The organism is Priestia endophytica DSM 13796 (assembly GCF_900115845.1).
GTDB lineage: Bacteria > Bacillota > Bacilli > Bacillales > Bacillaceae_H > Bacillus_I > Bacillus_I endophytica.
This window is the reverse complement of the sequence record NZ_FOXX01000008.1, coordinates 103,460-125,309: the sequence shown is the minus strand read 5'-3', so window position 1 is coordinate 125,309 and position 21,850 is coordinate 103,460. Positions and strand designations below refer to the sequence as shown.

The following is a 21,850-nucleotide window of genomic DNA, read 5'->3' as shown; positions in this document are numbered from 1 at the left end:
TTTCTACCCTTGCTTTTGAAAAAAATGTGTAGAAGGTGTGATGAAAATGGGTTTTGGAACAAATATAAAAAATATGAGAAAAAAACAAAAGATGACCCTTCAAGAGCTTTCTTCGCAAAGTAATGTGAGCGTCTCCATGCTTTCACAAATTGAGCGTGAAGAAAAAAACCCCACGCTTCAAGTAGCTTGCCAAATTGCGGAGTCATTACATACAACATTATCGTTCCTTATTGAAGAGCAACAACAAAAGGGAACGATCACAATAAGGAAAAAAGAACGTCTTATTTACCGTGATGAACAGTCAGGATTTGAGCGACATTTATTATCGCCATCACTGCCTTCAAAAGGAGTGGAATTTATTTTAAATGTTGTCCCTCCGTTTAAAGAATCAGGCACTTTTTCCTCACATAAAAAAGGGGTAAAAGAATATATATTCGTAGCTAAAGGCACATTAAGGGTTGAATTAGGGAACGGTGTGTGCTCAGAAGAGTTAAAAGAAGGAGATTCTTTTTATTTTGAGGGGGATATAGAGCACCGATTTATTAATGAAAGAGAAGAAGAATGTCATTATTATTTAGTAATTGATTCACACGAAAGCTCCTTTTAAAAGGAGCCTTTGTGTGATGAAGCATTACGTTAGCTAATTTTTGAGCTAACCTTTTTTTGTCCTTTTCTTAATTTAGAAGGAGTTTTGCTCCAAAAAGCTAAAATAAACACGACTCCTATGATGCAACATGCACCAAGCCATTGAAACGCTCCGAACGGTGCTTTTAACCAAAAGACGGTTGTGATGACAGCTGCTAAAGGCTCTAAGCTTCCTAAAAGGCTCGTTTCTTTTGGAGAGAGAGATTGTAAGCTTTTAATATAAAACCAAAAAGCGATCATTGTTCCGAACACAATAACAAATGCTAGATATAAATAAGTTTTTAATGTGAAGGATGTCCATGCTGCTGCCCATAAAGGATGAATAAAGTTTAAAGCAACTCCACCTATTACCATTGCCCATCCTACAACAACAAGAGAATCATACTTCTTCAAAAGAGGTGCTGCATATAAAGTATAAAAAGCAGCGGCAACTCCAGATAACACACCCCATACGATAGCTGGAATAGGGACATACATTTGAGAAAGCGATCCATTTGTTAATAAAAGAAAAGAGCCTAAAAGAGCTAGTAAAACGGTTATCATGTCACTCATGGTAAAAACTGTACGCTTTCGTAAAAGAAGATATACGATAATCATCACAGGTGATAAATATTGAAGCAGCGTTGCGGTGGCCGCATTTCCATAATCAATGGCTGCCATATACGTATATTGAACACCAAGCATCCCCAAGATTCCAAAGATAATAAGATGAAGGGCTACTTTTTTATCTTTCCACACCTTAAAAACTTCGCCCCGATTTTGCGTCACACATTTAAGACTTAAAAGTAGAAATCCTGCGATAAGTAAGCGAATGACTACAAGCCAATTCACATCAATGCTATATTCTTGAAAAAGTTTCTTAGAGACCGTTCCTCCAATTCCCCAAAAAATAGCTCCTGTTATAACTAAAAATAACCCTATTTTTCGATTTTGTTCATTCATTATATCTCTCCTATCTTCATATCACGATATTGTTATAATAAAAGAACAAAAAGGTTAGGAATACCGATATAGGATTAAAAAGTATAACAATATTGAGGTGGCCTTATTGAAAGAGAGAAGTTTTCAGATTGATGTAAATTTAAAAGAAATCACAAAACACCGTACAGAGACATTACCTATTGCATGCTACGAAACAACCATTAGGGAGAATATAAACGGCTATATTCCCCTTCATTGGCATGAAGAAATTCAGCTTGTTGTTGTCCTAAAGGGAGAAGCCATTTTTCAAATTAATGAAAACAAAAGGGCTGTTAAAGAGGGAAATGCACTTTTTATAAACAGCGGCTGTTTACACATGGCAGAAGAAAAAAAACAGTCAAACTGCGTTTATATTTGTTTAAATGTACTTCCGCATTTATTTTTATCTCAAGAGCTTTATACAACGTACGGTTATCCATATGTCAAAGCCCCTCATTTATCGTATATTTTCATAGATAGAACAAAAGGATGGGGGAAAAGTATAATAGAATCGATTTTAAAAGTTAATGAGCTATTGAATGAAAAAGCTCCTTTCTTTGAGATCGATATTACGACTCAGTTAACAATGTTATGGAAAAACTTAGTTTCTCATGCTTTTCAACAAACTCACCCTAAGACAAATACGCTGAAGAATGAGCGTATGAAAAGGATGCTGAACTGGATCCATGAGAACTACAAAGAGAAAATTACATTAGATGATATTGCTAGATCAGGGCAACTTAGCCGATCTGAGTGCTGTCGATATTTCAAACGAATTTTACACACAACTCCAATCAGCTATATAACGGAATATCGGGTACAAAAGAGCCTGCTCTTATTGCTAGAGGAAGAAGCTAGTGTGACGAATGTGGCGTATGCGGTGGGTTTTAATAGTACGAGTTATTTTATTGATCAGTTTAAAAAAGTGATGAAGATAACGCCTTTTGTTTACCAACAGGAGAGAAGAGGAAAAAGTTGATATATTATTAGAAAAGCCATCATCTTAGGCTGATGATGGCTTTTCTTCTTCCTTATCAGAGCTAGAAGAGTTTAACAAAATTACTCCTAGAATGATCACGGCCAAACTGATAAATGTAATAACGTTAAGTGCATCTTTGAAAAAGACGATGCCAACAAGTGTAGTTAATCCAGTACCAGCACCAGCCCAGATTCCATATCCAAGGCTTAGTGAAATGTATTTGAGAGAAAGAGCTAAAAAATAAAAAGCGAGCACAAATCCTAGGACAACCCCAAAAGAAGGAAGTAAAACAGTAAACCCGTTAGATAACTTCAGCATGCTTGTTCCAAACACCTCGCATACAATCGATAGAGATAGAAAAATATATCCTTTCATTCCAATCCTCCTTACTTTGTCATTTCATATAACTTTTCAAACGTTTCATTTTTTAACTCTTTTTCAATTGGAGCAATATCGAGCAGCTGTGAATAATAAAGACCGTCTATCGTTAGGCGAATAATAGCTCCTATAACAGGGTCTATTCCATCGTTTAACAGCCGATCTTGAGTATATTCATAGCTTTTAACCATTGTTTTAGAAGCTTCTGGATTTAAAAGCGACTGAGCCATTACCGCCACATTAAGCTTTGAGTTATTTTCAAGATCCCATCTTGAGAGCTCAATGTAAGCTCTAGACCATTTTCCTTTTTTAATGGGATCTTTCTCTGCTTTTTCATCCAGTAACACTGTAAATTCCTCAAAAATAGATTGTGTTAAGCCAACTAATAAATCTTCTTTACTTGGAAAATGATAAAGAAGCCCACCTTTACTAATTCCTGCTTTTTTAGCAACTGCTTCAAGTGTTAAATTGTGAAAAGCATGTTCAACTATCCACTCTGTAGCCGCTTTTAAAATGAGCATTCGTTTTGCTTCAGATTTTGTAGCCATAAAATCACCTCTATAAAACCGTCCAGACGGTCTTTTTTTCAAGCTTAAAGTTTATGAAAAGAAGAAATCATAAGAATGGTTAAATGTTTTAGAATTCATACTTCTGAATAAAAGGCGCCTCCACTTTGTTTGAAAGAAGCGAAATAACATATCACAGAAAGCGACCGTAAAAAGGAAGATGCTGATAACAGTAACCATGTTCATTATAAAACGGCTAATGACTCAAAAGTAAATACATGGTTTTATCTCTCATAAATGTATGCTATACTTATAGCAATAATATGACAAGGAGTGATGGGTGGACGATGATTAACTAATCTTATTTTTTTAGTTTGAAATCGGATATTTCAAATGACACAAAATAGGATTAGTCTGCCCACTTTTATAACTCTGTAGCTATTTTACAGTAGCTTATTTGTCTATGTATCGGTACGGCTAATCCTTCCAATTAATTTGGGAGGATTTTTTTGTCCTCCCATTATAGAAAGGGACGGATTTTATGAAAGAAATGTTGAAATTGCAGAATGTAAGCTACGAAGTGACGGAAAATAAGCTGTTTGACAAAATCAATGGAAAGGTTCATGAAGGGGAAGTCATCGGGATTATTGGTAAAAATGGAGCGGGAAAGTCTACGTTACTAAACCTGATTCATCAGCAGATACAGCCAACAAAGGGCCATATTCAGTGGCTCGAAAAAAATATAAAGGTTGTGTTTGTTGAACAGGAAAAGGAAGCGTACACTTCGACCTATGACCGCCCATTACAACGAAAACTTTTAACCGAATGGAGAGTGCCGCTCCATGACTTCTCAAAATTAAGCGGTGGAGAAAAGTTAAAAGCGCGCCTTGCACATGGGTTCGCAGAAGAGAGCGACCTTTTATTGCTCGATGAGCCCACAAACCATCTTGATGAAGAAAGTTTAAATATTTTACAGAATAAAATTGCTGCGTATAAAGGAACAATTCTTCTTGTTTCCCATGATCGCGCTTTTTTAGATGATGTGATAACTAAAATATGGTCCATTGAAAACGAACAGCTTATTGAACACCAAGGAAATTACTCCAGCTATATGAAAATGCGGAAAGAAAGAAGACGTGCTGAGCAGCGTGAATATGAAAAACAGCAAAAAATGATTGAACGAATTGAATCTCAAATGGATGAACTTTCTTCGTGGTCAAAGAAAGCACATGCTGAGTCCACCAAAAAAGAAGGTTTTAAAGAATATCATCGTGTGAAAGCGAAAAGAACAGATTCTCAAGTAAAGTCTAAAAGAAAACGGCTTGAAAAAGAGTTAGATAAAAAGAAAGTGGAGCGTGTGGAAGATGAATATGCGGTTCAGTTTTCTATTCCTTCTCACCATAAAGTTGGAAAACGCTTTTTAGAAGTTAAAAAGTTAACAAAAGCATTTAATAAAAAGATACTGTTCCAAAATGCGAATTTTACGATTCAGCACGGAGAGAAAGTAGCGATTACAGGAGAAAATGGAAGTGGGAAAACAACCTTGCTGAAGATCATAATGGGAGGAGAATCAGCAGAAGGAGACGTATGGATATCGCCATCTGCTCATATCGGTTATTTAACACAAGAAGTATTTGACCTGCCGCTTGCGCAAACCCTAGAGCAACTTTTTCACCGAGAAACGTTTGCCGAAAGAGGTGAAGTTCAAAACTTAATGAAACACTTAGGGTTTATGTCTTCACAGTGGAAGGAACCAATCGAAAAGATGAGTATGGGTGAGCGGGTGAAATGTAAGTTAATGATGTATATATTAGAAGAAAAAGATGTGCTTATTCTCGATGAGCCCACAAACCATCTTGATTTACCATCACGCGAACAGCTTGAAGAGACGCTTTCTCATTACAACGGTACGCTTCTTATTGTTTCCCACGATCGCTATTTTCTTGAGAAAACAACGGAGACGAACCTTATATTAACAAAAGGAACTATTCAAAAAAAATTCAATAAAATGCCTGGAAAAAGAGACAATAGAGAAGAATTGAAGTTAAAACTTGAAACGGAAAGGCAAGAAGTATTAGGAAGACTTAGTTTTATAGCCCCAGGACATAAAGAATATGAGGAACTTGACCAAAAATTTAAAGAGTTAACAAAAAGAATTTTAAAACTTTAAATAAAAATAGAATATAGCAAAAAAGTAGAAGAATATTTAGTTCTTCTGCTTTTTTGTTATAATAGAGAGAATATTCTATACATACATCTTATAATCAACTAAAAACCGATAAAAAAGAAGGGGACATCACCATGCATTATGACATCATTATTATTGGAGCTGGATCTATGGGGATGGCAGCGGGCTATTATTTAGCAAAAAGCGGAAAGAACACATTATTGCTTGATGCATTCGATCCTCCACACACAGAGGGAAGTCATCACGGAGAAACGAGGATTATTCGCTATGCGTATGGTGAAGGAGAAAAATACGTACCCCTGTTATTACAATCTAAAAAGCTGTGGGCTGAACTTGAAAAAGAATGGGGACAAATTTTATTTACAAAAACAGGTGTCTTAACACTTGGTCCGAAAGATTCGACATTTGTCCAAAACGTCATTTCAAGTGCCAAAACCTACGATTTACCACTAACCGTTATGACAGCTAAAGAAGTAAATGAAAAGTGGAAAGGCATTTCAGTTAATGAACATTTAACAGGATGCTTCGAGCCAACGTCAGGCGTTCTTCATAGTGAGAGATGTATTGAAGCATATCGTAAGCTTGCAGAGGAGGAAGGAGCGACTCTTTTGCCATATCGCAAAGTGATAAATCTTACAGTATGTGAGGAGAGGGTGACAGTAGAAACGGATAATGAAACGTTTACTTCTGAATCTCTTATTGTTTCAGGGGGAGCTTATTCAAATGAGCTGCTTTCTATGCTTCATTTAGACTTACCGCTACAGCCAATTCGCAAAACATTTGCTTGGTTTAATAGTGATGAGGAAATATATAACGAAAGAGAGTTCCCAGCCTTTGGTTTTGAGACAGAAGAAGGCATGTATTACGGTTTTCCGAGTATTAACGGGGCGGGGTTAAAAGTAGGTCGCCATGATACAGGACATCCTGTAGACCCTAATGATCCATTAAAAGAATTTTCTACATATAAGGAAGATGAGCAAGATTTAACGAACTTTTTAAAACAGTTTATTGTGCAGGAACCAAGCTTAAAGTATGGCAAAACGTGCCTATATACGATGACCCCTGATGAAGATTTTATTGTGGGCTCTCATCCGAACTATCCAAACGTTGCAATTGCTGCTGGATTTTCTGGACATGGATTTAAATTCAGCAGCGCCATTGGGAAAGCGCTAAGCGAGCTCATAACAAAAGGAGAGACTGAGCAAGACCTTTCTTTATTTTCGCTAGGGCGGTTTGAAAAGAAAAAACTTGGGTGAAGCATTGTTTCGTACAGGAATTCTTTCCTTTTATGAAGAAGCATGTAAGAAGCTATACATAAAAAGGAGGATTCCTTATGAAGATGAGATATAAAGAGTACAACCTTTCACTCGAAAAATCAGGTCCTTATGGAATTACGGTAGGGACGGATGGAGCGTTGTGGTTTACGCAGCATAAAGCAAACAGTATTGGACAGATTACGCTAGATGGACAGCTTACGTATACAAAAGTTCCGACCGCTGATGCAGGTGTATTGCTTATTACGTCATCATATAATGATGAACTATGGTTTACAGAAAATCGGGGAAATAAAATTGGGCGCTTAACATCTGAAGGAGAGATAAAAGAATATTCTCTTCCACACGAAGATTCAGCTCCATTTGGCATTACAAAAGGACCTGATGGTGATGTATGGTTTACAGAAACAAAAGGGAACCGGATTGGGAAAATTGCCTCTTCAGGAGAGATTACTGAATATAACTTACCTACTGGGGCTGCTTTTCCGTCTTATATCGTAGGTGGGGCTGATGGGGCACTCTGGTTTACGTTAAACCAGAGTAACCAGATTGGAAGAATTACGGTAGCAGGGAATATGACACTATTTGATTTACCGACAGAAAACGCCGGTCCTGTTGGTATAACAGGAGGGCCTGATGATGCCCTGTGGTTTGTTGAAATCAATGCGAATCAAATTGGACGCATCACCCTTAATGGAGAAATTTCAGAATATAAAATTCCTACATCACATGCTCGTCCACACGGCATTGTAACGGGTCCTGATGATGCCTTATGGTTTACAGAGTGGGGAAGAGACCAAATTGGGCGCATTACAACGGAAGGGGAGTTTAAAGAATATCAACTTCCAACAAAAAGTGCTGAACCACATGGTATTATCCTAGGGTCTGATGGGGCGCTATGGTTTGCCCAAGAATGTAATAAAATAGGTCGATTAAGTTTTTAGCAAGAAAAAGAAGTTCAAAAAATGAACTTCTTTTTTTGGTGAAAATGGCTTGAACCTCTCCTCAAGTCACCTTTTATACTGAAAACTGTAAGATTTACCTATTAAAAAGGCAGGACGGAGGAAATCGATTGGTTGAAGAAATTTTGTATAGAATCAAAGAAATGGAGTTAATGTATCAATTTATGATGATTTTTGTGATTGGATTTATTCCATTTCTTGAAGCTCATGTAGCAGTACCTTTAGGCGTTTTGTTAAAGTTACCATTCATTCTAACCACATTTTTAGGTATTGGAGGAAATATCATCTCCGTGTTACTCCTTGTCCTGATTGTTACTCTTATCAAGGATAAATTAAATCAACATGACCGTTATCCTTCTATAAACAGACGGTTTGCAAAAGCAAGACATTACTTTGATAAGTATGGGGTACCTGGTCTAGCGCTTTTAGGCCCAATTGTTGGAGCTAATCATATTAGTGCACTAGTATCTGTGGCAGCAGGTGCGAGAAAAGAAAATATTGTGCTGTGGCAAGTCATAAGCATCAGCATATGGGGGATAGGAAGCGGGCTTTTCCTTTTCTATGGAATAGCTGCTTATCAATGGTTAAAAAACTAGCAAAAAAGCATGGACATAAACACCACGTTTTTTTGCTAGTTATAAAGAACGGTCTATTTAATTAATAATTATATGAAGCAAAACTTTAACAATACCTTATTGAATTTGATGTCGTTTGAAAAAATACGTTAAAGTAATCAAAAGATAGATAGCAAGGGTGATACTTGTAATAATAAAAGAAGTTGTAAAAATAACGCCAACTAAGATTAAAAGCAAAGCAATAATCGCAAACCACGTTGTGTAAGGAAACCACTTCACATGATAAGAGTTAACTTCAAATGAATTCCTGCGTGACTTCACATGAGCAAGACCAATGATTAACCAAATAAATAGAACAGTATATCCTAAAGAGCCCATTAAGTAATCAAATGTTTTACTTCCTGCAACAAGTGAAATGATCACTCCTACATACAAAGAAGAGGTACATGTTAAAATTGCATAAACAGGAACTTTTCTTTTTGATAGTTTAGCAAATACTTTTGGAAGGCGACCATCAACAGCTTGTGTATATAGAACGCGAGATGAACCGTATAACCCCGAATTCATAGAGGAAATAATAGCAAGTAAAATGACCGCATTCATAATATGATCTGCACCAGGAATTCCAATCATTTTAAATACCATTACAAACGGACTTTCTTGAACGCCATTTACTTCATTCCAAGGAATCAAGCTTACGATAATAAAGAATGGAAAAATGTAAAAGGCAATAATACGCGTTAACGTACTACGAACCGCTTTTGGAACCACTTTCTCAGGATTTTTGGTTTCTGCTAAAGTAACGCCGATAATCTCTGTTCCTCCGTAAGAATAAATGACAACAAGCATTGCTGTAATTAAGCCAACAGAACCATTCGGGAAAAATCCATCATGCTCTGTTAAATTTGAAAATCCAACTGCTTCATGACTGCCAAATGATACGAATAAAAGCAATACACCTGCTAAGATAAACAAAATAATAACGCTAATTTTAATCAAAGCTAACCAATACTCTGTTTCTGCAAAAACTTTTACAGAAAGTAGATTCACAACAGTGACTAGTACAGAAACAAGTAATGTTAAAAACCAAATTGGATATTGTGGAAACCAATATTGTAAGAATATTGCGGAAACTACAGCTTCAGCTGCAATGTTTAGCACCCACATCTTCCAATAAATCCAGTCTAAGAAATAAGCGGGATATTTGCCTAAATGAGACTGAACAAGATCGCGAAATGTTCTTGCTTTATTGTTTTGAACCGCCATCTCAGCAAGACCTTGCATAATGAATAATAAGATAATGCCTCCAATAAGATATGCAATAACGACAGAGGGACCTGCCATATCAATGGCTGAACTGCTTCCTTTAAATAAACCTGCTCCAATAGCTCCTCCTAATGCCATCATCATAATATGACGCGAAGTCATTGTGCGCTGTAAATTCTGGTTGTCTCTCATAACACTTACCTCCACTTTTCCATAATCAAGCTTTCTAATATCTCAATCTTTTATTCCGGCCGGATAACGTTTTAAAAAACAAAAAAGCTTATCGTCTCTTTTCTCATTTTGAATGAAAAAAGAGACGATAAGCTTCTTAGGCAAACCGCGGTACCACTCTTGTTGATTCTTTTCGAATCCTGCTCGTATACCTTATAACGTAGGTTATTCGTCAAAATATAGGGAATTTTCGCTCCGTTCTATCTTGCTGCTCCTGGGCGAGTTCAAAGCGTTTATAGACTGCGTTGCACCAACCCGCAGCTCTCTGAATCTATGAAAAAGCTTTTACTACTCCCATTCATTGCGTTTATACATGTAGTTGTGTTTGTTAGGTCTTTCGAATTAATAATCACTATAAAGGACGAAGTATTTTTTGTCAACAATCAATTTTTAATAAATTCTCTTAAAAGAGCATATTTAAGATGTTTCACGTGTTTTTTAATTTTATTTTTTGGGTTGTTAAAATGGGTGTGAAAAGGGAAAAGAGTAGAAAAGTAGAAATAAAAGAAATTATTATTTTTACATAACAGGAGGAATATCAATGGAATCATACAGCTATTTTTGTTCAACTCGAATTGAAATGGGAAATGGAATTTCACGAAAACTACCACAGTTGTTGGAATCTCTAGAAATTGGTTCTTCAGTCTTGCTTGTAAGTGATCCTGGAGTTATTCAAGCAGGACTTGTTACGCCGATTCAACACGATTTAGAAGCTTATGGATATCGTGTTTCAGTCTTTGATTCTGTCGCACAAAACCCTCGTTTTGCTCATTGCGTAGAAGGAGCGAGACAATTTCAAGATTTCACAGCTGATGCTGTTATAGCTGTTGGAGGAGGAAGTGCAATGGATACTGCAAAAGCAATTGCACTGTGCGGAAAGAATGGGGGAACGCCAACAGATTATGCTGATGGAAAACGAACTTACGAAAATGTAGCACCTCTTATTTGTGTTCCAACAACAGCCGGAACAGGGTCAGAAGTAACAAGATCGTCTGTTATTACAGAAGCAACAACACATCGTAAAATAACGTTAAAACATGAAGTGCTGCGTCCTGTTTTAGCTGTTCTTGATCCGGAATTAACGTTTACTGTTCCTTCTTCAGTAACTGCTGCAACAGGAGTTGATGCTCTTGTTCATGCGATTGAAGGATACACGTGTAAAAAAACAAATCCTATTTCACAAGCACTAGGGGCAAGTGCAATGAAAAAAATTGTTTCTTCTTTGCCGCTTGCATATGAAGATGGAAGAAATAAAGAAGCTCGTTTTCATATGTTAGAAGGTAGTCTACTTGCGGGTCTTTGTTTTGGTTCTTCTGATGTAGGAGCTGTGCACTGCTTAGCTGAAGCGCTTGGTGGACTTTATGACACCCCACATGGAGTAGCAAATGCGGTTTTTCTTCCTTACGTCTTAAAATTTAACGCTGAAGAAAATAAAAAAATGCATGCTGATATTGCACGCTATATGCTTTTTGCTGAAGATGATGATAAGGATGAAGTGGCAGTCGAAAAGTTGATAGAGGAAATTGAAAATTTCACAAGAAAGCTAGATATTCCAAAGTTAAAAGACTTACTTGATGTACAAGAAAAAGATTTTCCTCGCCTTGTTGAACTCGCTGTACAAAACGGTTCAACGAGTAGCAATGTACGAAAAATAACGGCACAAGATTATCAAGAGATCCTAGAAAGAGCGTATAATCAAGTTTAAAAAAGGGAGTCGTTTTTCAAAGCGACTCTTTTTTCACTGAACCTATTTTTGAGAGTAGAAGGTAAAAGAGCATTTTACTTTTTTAAATGATGAATATTTACATTTCTCACAACCTCTCCTATAATAGAGTTATGGAAGCGTTTACAGATGAAAATCAAGGAGGTTTTGTCTTAAATTTAAAAAACCTATAACACAGTTTAGATATTTTTTGTTATGATACTTTACACAGTTATTTCTCCTTAAAAGATATTTCATTAAGATAGGAAGTAAGTTAGTGAACCTATTTTTAAGGAAAGTAACGAGAAAAGTAGGAATGTTTTAAAAGATATCTGAATATTCAGAAGGGTAGTGATATGATATGGCTGTTTTAGATTTGGAGAAGGTTCAAAAAGTGTATGACAAAAAGAATATTGCCGTACAGGACTTTAATCTTCATATTCAAGACAAAGAGTTTATTGTTTTTGTTGGGCCATCAGGATGCGGCAAATCAACAACTCTTAGAATGATTGCGGGGCTAGAAGAAATTTCAAACGGAGATTTCTACATTAATGGAGAACGAATGAACGATGTTGCTTCAAAAGATAGGGACATTGCCATGGTTTTCCAAAATTATGCTCTTTATCCACATATGACAGTCTATGATAACATGGCTTTTGGGTTGAAATTGAAAAAGGTAAAGAAAGAAGAAATTAAGCGACGTGTAAACGAAGCGGCTAAAATTTTAGGATTAGAAACCTATTTAAATCGAAAACCAAAAGCACTTTCTGGTGGACAGCGTCAGCGTGTTGCTTTAGGGAGAGCTATTGTGCGAGACGCAAAGGTTTTTCTTATGGATGAGCCGCTTTCTAATTTAGATGCAAAACTAAGAGTGCAAATGCGTGCTGAAATTATTAAGCTTCACCAAAGATTGCAAACAACAACAATCTACGTTACACATGACCAAGTTGAAGCAATGACAATGGCTACTCGCTTAGTTGTCATGAAAGATGGAGTAATTCAACAAATAGGAACTCCGCAAGAAATCTACCATCATCCTAAAAACGTATTTGTTGGAAGCTTTATTGGTTCTCCTGCTATGAATTTTTTTAAAGGGATGATTGAAGACAGCTATTTTGTTGTCGGAAAAACGAAAATGAGAATTCCACAAAGCAAGTTAGAGATGTTAAAAGCTCGAAAGTATGATAAAAAAGAAGTGATTATAGGTATCCGCCCAGAGCATATTGTTTATAGCGATATTCAGCTTGAAAACACAGCCAAAGTAGTGGCAAAGCTAGAAGTCGTAGAGATGCTTGGAGCAGAGTCTATTTTATATACAGGTGTAGAAGATCAATCTTTTGTAGCTCGCGTAAATTCTCCAAAAGAATTCACTATAGGAGAGACAATTCATTTTCATTTTCAGTTAGAAAAAGCTAGCTTCTTTGATGTTGATACAGAAGAGTGCATTAGTGATCATAAATATTAGTGTAAAAGAGCAAAAGGAGACATGAAAAAAATATTTTCAAATTTTCTGATAAATATATTGACTCTTAAAACTTTAAAGCTTAACATAACAATATATAACATTACATAATGTTATATATCTTAATGAAAAATTAGAGGAGTGAAAAAATGAGTAGAACTGTTGTAAATGTAAAAAGTGATGTGCAAGCGGTGTTAAATGAATTAGAAAACAAAAACATTCGAAACATTTTCTTTGTAGCATGCGGAGGATCTTCAGCAATTATGTACCCAGCAAAATATGTACTAGATCGTGAAGCTACAACCCTTACTTCAGACTTATACAGCTCAAACGAATTCATTCATCGTAACCCTCGACAACTAGGAAAAGAATCTCTCGTCATTTTATGCTCCATGTCTGGCACAACTCCTGAAACAGCAGAAGCAGCAACGTTTGCTAAAAGTAAAGGAGCTTACGCTGTTGCACTAACAAACGAACCAACTTCTCCACTTGCCCAAAATGCGGATAGCGTAATTAAATATGAGTGGGGCAATGATGTTGACGCATTTGAAACAAATCTAGGCGTTCTTTATCAGCTTGTTTTCGGTGTTTTATCTGTTGTAGAAAACAACGGAAAGTTCGCTAAAGCTGTTTCTTCTCTAGAAAATTTACAATCTGTTTATGAAAAAGCACTTCAATATGAGAAAGAAAATGCAAGAAAATATGCTGAAGCGAACAAGGAAGAACCTGTGATTTATACAATGGCAAGCGGTGCAAACTATGGAGCAGCGTACTCTTTCAGCATTTGCATTCTGATGGAAATGCAGTGGATTCACTCACATGCTATTCATGCAGGGGAATACTTCCACGGACCTTTTGAAATTATTGATGAAAATGTACCATTCATGATTTTACTAGGATTAGATGAAACACGTCCACTTGAAGAAAGAGCTCTATCTTTCTCAAAACGATATGGTAAGAAACTTACTGTACTTGATGCAAAAGAATATGACCTTTCAGGTATTGACGAAGAAATGAAAGGTTACATTGCTCCACTTATTCTAAATCGCGTCCTCAGACAGTATGCAGAGGAACTAGCAGAAGCACGCAATCATCCTTTAAGTAAAAGACGCTATATGTGGAAAGTCGAATATTAAGTCGAACATACTGAAAAATCTGTATATTTTACTTACGAGTTATACTATAATGTTTTATAACATTATAGTATAACTTAATAGTATATGATCTTATTGAAGGAGGGATAAGAAATGAAAAAGACAAAAGTTATGTTATTTTTGCTTTTAAGTTTTGCACTTCTGCTTGGTGGATGTTCTAGCAAAGAAACAAATTCAGAGTCAGAGGATGGAAAGACAGTGTTAACATTCTTTCATAGATGGCCAAAAGAGCCAGAAAAAACATACTTCAATGACGTTGTGAAAGAATTTGAGAAACAACACCCTGATATTAAAATTAAAACAGAAGCTGTTTTAAATGATTCCTACAAAGATAAGATTAAAGTTATGACTGGAACAAATAACCCGCCTGATATTTATTTCTCTTGGAGCGATGAATTTGCTCGCCAATTTGTACGAGGAAATAAAGCTTTAGATTTAACGTCTTACTATGAAAAAGACGCCAAATGGTCTTCTCAACTCGTCCAATCCCAAGTTAAACCGTACACAGTAGATCAAAAAATTTACGGTGTTCCTGTCACAATGGACGGAAAAATGTTTTTCTACAACAAATCAATCTTCGAAAAATTGAATTTACAACCACCTACAACATGGGATGAACTTATCAACGTATTAAAAGTATTAAAAAAGAATGGATATACGCCATTACAGTTTGGTAGTCAAGACACGTGGACAATTTCTCACTATGTTGGAACATTAAATCAGCGCATTGTAAAAGAAGACGTGCTCGCAAAAGATTATAAAAGTGAGACAGGCAAGTTCACAGACAAAGGCTACATACAGGCTCTAGAAAAGTTTGAAGAACTAACTCCTTATTTTAATAAAAATACAAACTCGATTGATCATGAATATGCAAGACAACAATTTTCAAATGGAAAAGCAGCCATGATTTTCGCTGAAACAGCAGAGATTAAGCTCTTTGGACCAATTAAGTTTGAATTAGGCATGTTTAATTTCCCTAAAGTAGAAGATGGAAAAGGAAATCAAACCAACTTAACAGGAGCACCAGAAGGATTTATGATTTCTTCTAAAACAAAGCATCCTGAAGAAGCAATGGAATTTCTTAAGTTTCTAGCTTCTAAAGAAATGGGAGAGAAGCTTGTCAAAGATGTTGGAAAATATAGTGCTGTAAAAGATACGGCAAATAGTGAAAATACAACGCCAGAACAGCTTGATGCTGTAGATAACATCTTAAAAGCGGAGGAAATGGCGCCATGGTTTGATATGGCGATTGATAGCCGTATTGCGGATGCGTATTTAACAGGAACACAGCTTATGTTAAACGGAGATAAAACACCAAAACAAGTAATGAAGGATGTGCAAAAGGCAGCAAATAGCGTGCGTGCGGAATCTAAAAAGTAAAGGAAGAGTAACTCTTCCTTCCTTTTTTATAAGGGAGTGAAAAAACGAGAATGAAGTTAAATCGATTAATACCGTACTTATACCTTCTTCCAGCCTTAGCGTTTCTATTGCTTGTTTATATTCCAATCTTTCAAAATATTTTTGATAGCTTATATGAATGGAGTACCTTTTCTCCTGAAAAAGCATTTGTAGGATTAGATAACTATATTACGCTTTTCAAAGATCCTGTCTTTTATGAGGCTTTAAAAAATAACGTCCTTTATGCTGTAGTCTCAATTGTTTTTCAGGTTTTCGGAGGATTAGTTGTTGCGGCTATATTAGAAGATAAATTAATTCGTAGATTCTCACCCCTTTTTAGAACGGTTTATTTCTTACCTGTCGTTGTCTCGATGACTGTTATTGCTTTACTTTTCACTTTTTTCTATAACCCTGAGGTCGGATTGTTAAATCAGTTTCTTAAAATGATTGGGTTAGAAAGTCTAGCAAAACCATGGTTAGGAGATAGTAATACAGCTATTTATGCTGTTATTGCAGTGTCTCAATGGCAATCTATCGGCTATATTGCCATGCTGTACATTGTTGCTATTCAAAAGATTCCACCTGAGCTATATGAAGCAGCTGAAATTGATGGAGCAAATAAAATTCGTCGTTTCTTTCATATTACAGTACCCCAAACAAAAGAGATGACATTTGTAGCTGTCATTTTGACTCTTACAGGAGCCTTTACGGTTTTTAATGAGCCTTATATTTTAACAGGAGGAGGACCTGGTACTTCTTCTGAAGTTCTTAGTACGTATCTTTATAAAACGGCTTTTTCTCAAGATATGATGGGATATGCTTCTGCAATTGCTACGATTATCTTAATCATTACGCTACTTCTCTCACTCTTTCAAATGAAAGCATTTAAAACAGGGAAGGGGGATGAATGATGCAAGTTCCTAAACAAAGTATGATGACTCCCGAAACGGTAAGTGATGTGAAAAGAGTAAAAAGAAAGAAAGGATACAGAAGCGCAACATTCGTCTATGCTGGGTTGATTTTCTACTTTCTTATTATTGCTTATCCATTATTATGGATGGTGATGAGCTCTTTTAAAAGTACAGAGGAAATCTTCACAAACAGCTGGTCACTTCCGGAAACATGGTTAGTTGAAAACTATGTAGCTGCATGGGAGAGCGGGATTTCTTCCTATTTCTTAAATAGTGTGATCGTCACAGGCTTGTCTTGCATATTGACGGTTTTGGTTAGTGCGCTAGGTGCCTATGGATTATCACGTTTTGAATTTAAGGGAAAAACGTTTATTCTTGTGATTTGCTTAGGAGGATTAATGCTTTCACCGCAAGTAAGCTTAATTCCTTTATATAATATTATTCAAAAATTGGGGCTTTATAACACACATTGGGCTTTGATCTTGCCTTATGTAGCATATCGCATCCCTCTTACAATCTTACTTATTAGAGCCTACTTTCTATCCATTCCAAAAGAGTTAGAAGAAGCGGCTCGTCTTGATGGTTGTACAAGTATAGGTATTTTATTTAGGATTTTTATTCCAATGAGCGTGCCTATTTTGTTAACAACAACCATTTTAACAGCGTACTACACGTGGAATGAGTTTATGTTTGCAATCATCTTTATTGATGATGATAGCTTACGCACGATTCCAGCCGGATTAATGCAGTTCAGAGATGCTTTGCAAACAGACTGGGGCGTACTGCTAGCAGGCTTAACAATATCAGCAGCACCAATCGTTATTTTGTTTCTATTTATGCAAAAATACTTTATTAGAGGTATTGCTAGTGGAAGTGTCAAATAAGGGAGGACTTACAGTGAAATTAATTGGAATTGGAGATAATGTTGTTGACTATTACAGAGATCAAGGAAAGATTTATCCAGGGGGGAATGCTCTAAATGTAGCGGTTTTCTATAATCGTCTTACAAATGATCCTTGCGCATATATGGGGATTGTCGGAAACGATGAATGTGCTGCCCACGTTGTAGATTCATTGAAGCAAGAAGGAGTCGATACTAGTAGAGTAAGAAGGGCAATTGGTGAAAACGGAATGGCTTTTGTTGCGCTAGATAAAGATGGGGACCGCGTTTTTGAAGGCTCAAATAAAGGAGGCATTCAATCAAGGCTTGGCCTTATTTTAGACGAACAAGATATTCATTATATTAGCAAGCATGATCTCCTTCATACAAGTGTATTTAGTCGTTTAGAATACCGTCTTCCACAATTGAGTGAGGTTATCGATATTTCGTTTGATTTCTCAACAAACTACGAAGACGACTATTTAAAAAGAGTGTGTCCATATATTCATTATGCCTTTTTCTCAGGCAGTGATTTATCTGAAGAAGAGTGTATGGAACTAATGAAAAAAGCTCATTCATTAGGAACGAAAATGGTTTGTATAACACGAGGTGGAGAAGGGGCTCTGCTTTCTACTCATGATAAGATATTCAAACAGCCAATTATTCCTACCGAAGTTGTCGATACATTAGGAGCAGGAGATTCTTTTATTGCAGGCTTCCTTTCTTCATATGGAGAAGAGCAAGATGTAGCTAAAGCAATGCAAAAAGGAGCAACTGTTGCTTCCCAAACGTGTCAAAATTATGGAGCTTTTGGATATGGAAAAGAGTATAATCCAAATTATAAAATGGTTCAATAAAGAAAGACTCTGCCTAATTTAGCAGAGTCTTTCTTTATTTTCCATTTGACATTAAGCTATCAATTGTAAATGTTACGCGATTTGCAGGATAGTAAAGAAAAGAAGAGTGAATGGCTCTTTTTTTAGCATCATATGCCACTTTCTCCACTTTAAAAAGAGGTTCTCCTACTTCACATTTTAAATGCTTTGCTTCATCAGCATTGGCAAATACCATATTTAATAACTTTTTGTTATGAACAGGGGTTACGTTATAATGCTTTTTAATTGTTTCATACATTGAAACAGAATTATGAACATATTCATTTAACTTTGGTAGCAGTTCTAAAGAGTAATGAGAAATTTCTAAGGTGAGGGGCTGGTCATCGTAAAATAAAATACGCTGTAGTTCAAGAACATCACTTTCGGGAGAAATAGACAAAATATCAGCAATGTTTGCTTTTGCTGCTTTAAGTCCAAAAGACAGCATTTTTGTTTTAGGTACTTTCCCCATTTCAGACATATATTCCGCATGTCCGTTGACAGCGAATAGCTCTCTTTTTGCTTTTGGGTACTGTACAAATGTACCTTTTCCTTGCTGACGTGTAAGAAGACCATCTTCAACGAGATCCAATACAGCTTTTCTGACAGTAATACGGCTTACTCCATATATATCACATAAATCTGTTTCAATTGGTAGTTTTTCTCCTGGTGAGTAAACGCCTTTATTAATATCTTCAGTAAGCGTTTGTTTTAATTGAATATACAAAGGTGTAGAACTATGAGTGTTTAACTTCATGTTTTCCCTCCTTTTAAACAACTATTGAACTTTGATTATACCATAACGTCATGTGATGTTATAAGACAAATCAAGGTTTAAATCATTTAATTTGAGGTGGGGTATATTTAATGGTGGAGGTCTTGAACGTATTATGGATAATGTAGAAGATAAATATGTAAATCTAAACTTAAATAAAATTCACGAGTATGCAGATTTGCCTGATAAAATCTTATCAAGACCTAAATCGTAAAAAGTCTTAAAAAATAAAGGATGGTACATATTATACATAACTCATATGTATCACCCTTTTACTTCTTGTTCAACAATCGGGCCAAATAATTGAATAAGGCTTTTTGAGCTGATGAAGTGAACTTAGGTTGTTGAAGAAAAAGATTATATGATATGGTTCCCTTATTATGCAACTATAAGGTTACTTTTATTGACAAGTAACTTTATGGTTGCTTATAATGGTTATATGAATTGGAACAAAGACGCTATATTCAAAGCACTTGGCGACTCGACTCGGCGACTTATATTAGACGAACTATCCGAACGCAACGAGCTGACGTTGTATGAACTTACGGCACGTCTCATTATGAAGCACGACCTTTCCATTTCGCGACAGGCGATAGCTAAACATCTTTCTGCATTAGAAGATGCAGGGCTTGTAAAATCAAAACGAAAGGGAAAATATCGAGTACTTATATTCAACAATGAACCACTTAAAAATTTGCTGAAAGGATGGATAGAGTAATTTTATTAAAAAAACTTTTGACGAATGTATGGGTTTTCCTGCTTGGAGCCAGATTGTTAGCAGAGTACCATACGTCGCAAATATCAAAGGGGGCAATACCATTATGAACATCATTGTTACCAGTATCTTCGTTCAAGATCAAGACAAGGCATTGAAGTTTTATACAGAAACGCTAGGCTTTGTAAAAAAGCATGACGTTCCCGTCGGCGAATATAGGTGGATAGCCCTTGTTTCTCGCGATGATCAAGACGGTACCGAGCTTTTGCTCGAACCGAATGACCATCCAGCGGCCAAAGAGTATCAAAAGAAAATATTTGCTGAAGGCATCCCAGCAACAATGTTTGGCGTTGCAGATGTTCGCGAAGAATACAAACGATTAATAAAATACGGTGTGAAGTTTACTATAGAGCCGACAGAAATGGGCGAAGTCACATTGGCTGTCTTCGATGATACATGCGGCAACTTTATTCAGATTGTGCAGAAGTAATTAACGATTAATCAGCATTGCTTCAAAATTAAGTTTCTTTCATGCATTATATGTGAAAAAAGTAAAGACAAAGTGGACAAATATCTAATTATTATAAAAAACTGATACAGCATGTACGTAATACACAAATCAAGTTAACATAATTTTTGTTATCGGAAGAAAAGCCGTTGGATATGAAGATTCCAATGGCTTTTTACATAGGCACAATCATATAAACGATGTTTCCATAGCAACAGTGTATCTTCAATGAATTGTCATATCTCTCTATACTTAATCATAAGAAACAAAAAGAACATTACATAGGGAGTTGGAGTTTATGCGGATACCTTATAGAAAATGGACAGAACATCCTTATCCAGGAGAACAGACCCCTCCTAAAGGCTCACCTGAAGCAGGATATTGGCCTATGTTTTTTATAAAAAGAGAAGGAAGTAACAATTTTTTAGATCCATTTCAACGACGTATCAATTGGAACATTAGAAATCCTGACACTATTGATTGGAACAGAGAATTACTAATTGTAGAACAAACATCGGCTTCCTTAACATCGCAACAGGCTCAAATCGCACGATACTGGGGTTCAGATGAACTAACTTCCAAAGTTACACCTATGATTTATAGTCTCGCTGAAAGATATAGAATGGGTTCACCATATACTGCTAGAATATTAGGTTATTTTCATGCTGCCATAAATGACGTATGTGTTATAACATGGTTTTTAAAATATCTCTGGGATGTAGCACGTCCAAATCAGTACAACAGAAATATACCCAGCGTTCTATTTACACCACGTTTTCCAGCTTATCCTTCTGCACATGCAACAATTGCAGGGTGCTCAGAAGTAATAGTAAATTATTTTTTCCCTCAGGAGTCCTCTACAATGAGTCAATTGATGGAACAAAGTGCTCAATCTCGTTTATATGCTGGAGTACATTTTAAAGTTGATAATGATGAAGGTTTAAAACTTGGTAGACAAGTAGGAGAAATGGTAGTACAGCTATTAAGAGCTCAAAATAATGTATACCATTGCATGAAATGAAATAACCGGTAACATACACAAACTAAAAAGAAAGAAAAATAAATATTAAAAAGCAATTTAAACGTATCAAAATTCTACAAAAATGTGCTTATGTATTAAATCATTTACCGTTACCAAAAAAATAAAATAATAGACTAGAAAAGGGACAAGTTTTTTCGCTAACAAATTTGCCCTAATTTATTTGGGAAGGAGTGAATATAAATGCCTATTATCAAACCCTTCATGGCTTCCAGAAAATTTAGTGCCACAATAGGAGATGGTACAGGTACTGGTGCAACGTTTGCAATTGCAGCGACAACTTTTATAGATGACACTGGTGCAACCACTACAGCATTTCCAGCATCATTTGCTTATTATGTTTTATATATAAATGTGCAGCCTCAAACAGCTGATACCGCTACCCTTACTACTATAACTATTCCAGGTGGCGATGTACTTGATGATGCAACGCCGATCCTTATTGAAATTGTAGTTAACTAATCCTA

22 protein-coding genes and 1 other annotated feature are annotated in these 21,850 nt (G+C 36.0%); of the genes, 17 read left to right on the top strand and 5 right to left on the bottom strand.

Annotated features, from left to right (window positions below):
- The first annotated feature begins 46 nt into the window (after positions 1–46).
- A complete protein-coding gene (locus tag BM012_RS15720) occupies positions 47–607 on the top strand; it encodes a helix-turn-helix domain-containing protein (protein ID WP_061805622.1) in 561 nt (186 codons plus the stop codon).
- A 29-nt stretch (positions 608–636) separates the two neighbouring features.
- Here the strand turns inward: BM012_RS15720 and BM012_RS15715 are convergent, their stop codons facing one another.
- Complete coding sequence (locus BM012_RS15715) at positions 637–1,587, bottom strand: DMT family transporter (protein WP_061805623.1); 951 nt, start codon at positions 1,585–1,587, stop codon at positions 637–639.
- A gap of 106 nt (positions 1,588–1,693) precedes the next feature.
- Here BM012_RS15715 and BM012_RS15710 point away from each other — a divergent pair, with 106 nt between their 5' ends.
- Entirely contained in the window at positions 1,694–2,584 is an 891-nt protein-coding gene (locus BM012_RS15710) for an AraC family transcriptional regulator (RefSeq protein WP_061805624.1), read from the top strand.
- A gap of 24 nt (positions 2,585–2,608) precedes the next feature.
- Here BM012_RS15710 and BM012_RS15705 read toward each other — a convergent pair whose 3' ends face one another.
- Together BM012_RS15705 and BM012_RS15700 are read right to left on the bottom strand one after the other, a co-directional pair.
- Complete coding sequence (locus tag BM012_RS15705; RefSeq protein WP_061805625.1) at positions 2,609–2,959, bottom strand: DMT family transporter; 351 nt, start codon at positions 2,957–2,959, stop codon at positions 2,609–2,611.
- 11 nt (positions 2,960–2,970) lie between these two features.
- Positions 2,971–3,510 carry a TetR/AcrR family transcriptional regulator gene (locus tag BM012_RS15700; protein WP_061805626.1) on the bottom strand — a complete coding sequence of 180 codons (540 nt, stop codon included), beginning with the start codon at positions 3,508–3,510 and terminating at the stop codon, positions 2,971–2,973.
- A 499-nt stretch (positions 3,511–4,009) separates the two neighbouring features.
- Here BM012_RS15700 and abc-f point away from each other — a divergent pair, with 499 nt between their 5' ends.
- The 4 genes from abc-f to BM012_RS15680 all read left to right on the top strand — a co-directional run bounded on the left by abc-f (position 4,010) and on the right by BM012_RS15680 (position 8,488).
- A complete protein-coding gene (abc-f, locus tag BM012_RS15695; RefSeq protein WP_061805627.1) occupies positions 4,010–5,638 on the top strand; it encodes a ribosomal protection-like ABC-F family protein in 1,629 nt (542 codons plus the stop codon).
- A gap of 131 nt (positions 5,639–5,769) precedes the next feature.
- On the top strand, positions 5,770–6,912 hold the full coding sequence (gene solA, locus BM012_RS15690) for an N-methyl-L-tryptophan oxidase (protein WP_061805628.1): 1,143 nt from the start codon (positions 5,770–5,772) through the stop codon (positions 6,910–6,912).
- Positions 6,913–6,989: 77 nt separating this feature from the next.
- A complete protein-coding gene (locus BM012_RS15685; RefSeq protein WP_061805629.1) occupies positions 6,990–7,874 on the top strand; it encodes a Vgb family protein in 885 nt (294 codons plus the stop codon).
- 128 nt (positions 7,875–8,002) lie between these two features.
- Positions 8,003–8,488: a small multi-drug export protein gene (locus BM012_RS15680; protein WP_061805630.1), complete on the top strand. Its 486-nt coding sequence runs from the start codon at positions 8,003–8,005 to the stop codon at positions 8,486–8,488.
- Between the two features lie 96 nt (positions 8,489–8,584).
- On the opposite strand, the gene BM012_RS15675 is transcribed toward BM012_RS15680, so the two are convergent.
- Positions 8,585–9,925 (bottom strand): amino acid permease, encoded by a 1,341-nt coding sequence (locus BM012_RS15675; protein ID WP_061805631.1) that lies wholly within the window; start codon positions 9,923–9,925, stop codon positions 8,585–8,587.
- 117 nt (positions 9,926–10,042) lie between these two features.
- Positions 10,043–10,275 (bottom strand) — a binding site (T-box leader).
- A gap of 230 nt (positions 10,276–10,505) precedes the next feature.
- Between BM012_RS15675 and BM012_RS15670 the strand changes: the two genes are divergently transcribed.
- The 7 genes from BM012_RS15670 to BM012_RS15640 all read left to right on the top strand — a co-directional run bounded on the left by BM012_RS15670 (position 10,506) and on the right by BM012_RS15640 (position 18,328).
- Positions 10,506–11,669: an iron-containing alcohol dehydrogenase gene (locus BM012_RS15670; protein ID WP_061805632.1), complete on the top strand. Its 1,164-nt coding sequence runs from the start codon at positions 10,506–10,508 to the stop codon at positions 11,667–11,669.
- A gap of 358 nt (positions 11,670–12,027) precedes the next feature.
- Positions 12,028–13,131, top strand: coding sequence for an ABC transporter ATP-binding protein (locus BM012_RS15665; protein ID WP_061805633.1), 1,104 nt, complete (start codon positions 12,028–12,030; stop codon positions 13,129–13,131).
- 146 nt (positions 13,132–13,277) lie between these two features.
- Entirely contained in the window at positions 13,278–14,264 is a 987-nt protein-coding gene (locus BM012_RS15660) for an SIS domain-containing protein (protein WP_019393675.1), read from the top strand.
- A 111-nt stretch (positions 14,265–14,375) separates the two neighbouring features.
- Positions 14,376–15,662 (top strand): ABC transporter substrate-binding protein, encoded by a 1,287-nt coding sequence (locus BM012_RS15655; RefSeq protein ID WP_061805634.1) that lies wholly within the window; start codon positions 14,376–14,378, stop codon positions 15,660–15,662.
- Between the two features lie 50 nt (positions 15,663–15,712).
- A complete protein-coding gene (locus BM012_RS15650) occupies positions 15,713–16,591 on the top strand; it encodes a carbohydrate ABC transporter permease (RefSeq protein WP_061805635.1) in 879 nt (292 codons plus the stop codon).
- Positions 16,591–17,475, top strand: a complete 885-nt coding sequence (locus BM012_RS15645; RefSeq protein WP_061805636.1) for a carbohydrate ABC transporter permease — start codon at positions 16,591–16,593, stop codon at positions 17,473–17,475. The genes BM012_RS15650 and BM012_RS15645 overlap by 1 nt, the downstream gene beginning before the upstream one ends.
- Before the next feature lie 13 nt (positions 17,476–17,488).
- Positions 17,489–18,328 (top strand): fructoselysine 6-kinase, encoded by an 840-nt coding sequence (locus tag BM012_RS15640; protein ID WP_061805719.1) that lies wholly within the window; start codon positions 17,489–17,491, stop codon positions 18,326–18,328.
- Between the two features lie 34 nt (positions 18,329–18,362).
- On the opposite strand, the gene BM012_RS15635 is transcribed toward BM012_RS15640, so the two are convergent.
- On the bottom strand, positions 18,363–19,103 hold the full coding sequence (locus BM012_RS15635) for a GntR family transcriptional regulator (RefSeq protein ID WP_061805637.1): 741 nt from the start codon (positions 19,101–19,103) through the stop codon (positions 18,363–18,365).
- Between the two features lie 457 nt (positions 19,104–19,560).
- Between BM012_RS15635 and BM012_RS15630 the strand changes: the two genes are divergently transcribed.
- The 4 genes from BM012_RS15630 (at position 19,561) to BM012_RS15615 (ending at position 21,845) form a co-directional block, all read left to right on the top strand.
- Positions 19,561–19,839, top strand: coding sequence for an ArsR/SmtB family transcription factor (locus tag BM012_RS15630; RefSeq protein WP_061805720.1), 279 nt, complete (start codon positions 19,561–19,563; stop codon positions 19,837–19,839).
- A gap of 103 nt (positions 19,840–19,942) precedes the next feature.
- Positions 19,943–20,326, top strand: a complete 384-nt coding sequence (locus BM012_RS15625) for a VOC family protein (RefSeq protein WP_061805638.1) — start codon at positions 19,943–19,945, stop codon at positions 20,324–20,326.
- A gap of 316 nt (positions 20,327–20,642) precedes the next feature.
- The gene (locus tag BM012_RS15620; RefSeq protein WP_061805639.1) at positions 20,643–21,365 is read left to right on the top strand and encodes a vanadium-dependent haloperoxidase; all 723 of its coding nucleotides are present in this window, start codon (positions 20,643–20,645) and stop codon (positions 21,363–21,365) included.
- A gap of 201 nt (positions 21,366–21,566) precedes the next feature.
- Positions 21,567–21,845: a DUF4183 domain-containing protein gene (locus BM012_RS15615; protein WP_061805640.1), complete on the top strand. Its 279-nt coding sequence runs from the start codon at positions 21,567–21,569 to the stop codon at positions 21,843–21,845.
- Positions 21,846–21,850: the final 5 nt, after the last annotated feature.

Excerpts from the sequence above, each read along its gene's own strand:
- abc-f (WP_061805627.1), top strand. The coding sequence starts at position 4,010 with ATGAAAGAAATGTTGAAATTGCAGAATGTAAGCTACGAAGTGACGGAA.
- BM012_RS15630 (WP_061805720.1), top strand. The coding sequence starts at position 19,561 with ATGAATTGGAACAAAGACGCTATATTCAAAGCACTTGGCGACTCGACT.
- BM012_RS15660 (WP_019393675.1), top strand. The coding sequence starts at position 13,278 with ATGAGTAGAACTGTTGTAAATGTAAAAAGTGATGTGCAAGCGGTGTTA.
- BM012_RS15650 (WP_061805635.1), top strand. The coding sequence starts at position 15,713 with ATGAAGTTAAATCGATTAATACCGTACTTATACCTTCTTCCAGCCTTA.
- BM012_RS15720 (WP_061805622.1), top strand. The coding sequence starts at position 47 with ATGGGTTTTGGAACAAATATAAAAAATATGAGAAAAAAACAAAAGATG.
- BM012_RS15670 (WP_061805632.1), top strand. The coding sequence starts at position 10,506 with ATGGAATCATACAGCTATTTTTGTTCAACTCGAATTGAAATGGGAAAT.
- BM012_RS15655 (WP_061805634.1), top strand. The coding sequence starts at position 14,376 with ATGAAAAAGACAAAAGTTATGTTATTTTTGCTTTTAAGTTTTGCACTT.
- BM012_RS15700 (WP_061805626.1), bottom strand. The coding sequence starts at position 3,510 with ATGGCTACAAAATCTGAAGCAAAACGAATGCTCATTTTAAAAGCGGCT.
- solA (WP_061805628.1), top strand. The coding sequence starts at position 5,770 with ATGCATTATGACATCATTATTATTGGAGCTGGATCTATGGGGATGGCA.
- BM012_RS15620 (WP_061805639.1), top strand. The coding sequence starts at position 20,643 with ATGCGGATACCTTATAGAAAATGGACAGAACATCCTTATCCAGGAGAA.
- BM012_RS15715 (WP_061805623.1), bottom strand. The coding sequence starts at position 1,587 with ATGAATGAACAAAATCGAAAAATAGGGTTATTTTTAGTTATAACAGGA.
- BM012_RS15685 (WP_061805629.1), top strand. The coding sequence starts at position 6,990 with ATGAAGATGAGATATAAAGAGTACAACCTTTCACTCGAAAAATCAGGT.
- BM012_RS15665 (WP_061805633.1), top strand. The coding sequence starts at position 12,028 with ATGGCTGTTTTAGATTTGGAGAAGGTTCAAAAAGTGTATGACAAAAAG.
- BM012_RS15635 (WP_061805637.1), bottom strand. The coding sequence starts at position 19,103 with ATGAAGTTAAACACTCATAGTTCTACACCTTTGTATATTCAATTAAAA.
- BM012_RS15705 (WP_061805625.1), bottom strand. The coding sequence starts at position 2,959 with ATGAAAGGATATATTTTTCTATCTCTATCGATTGTATGCGAGGTGTTT.
- BM012_RS15625 (WP_061805638.1), top strand. The coding sequence starts at position 19,943 with ATGAACATCATTGTTACCAGTATCTTCGTTCAAGATCAAGACAAGGCA.
- BM012_RS15645 (WP_061805636.1), top strand. The coding sequence starts at position 16,591 with ATGCAAGTTCCTAAACAAAGTATGATGACTCCCGAAACGGTAAGTGAT.
- BM012_RS15615 (WP_061805640.1), top strand. The coding sequence starts at position 21,567 with ATGCCTATTATCAAACCCTTCATGGCTTCCAGAAAATTTAGTGCCACA.
- BM012_RS15675 (WP_061805631.1), bottom strand. The coding sequence starts at position 9,925 with ATGAGAGACAACCAGAATTTACAGCGCACAATGACTTCGCGTCATATT.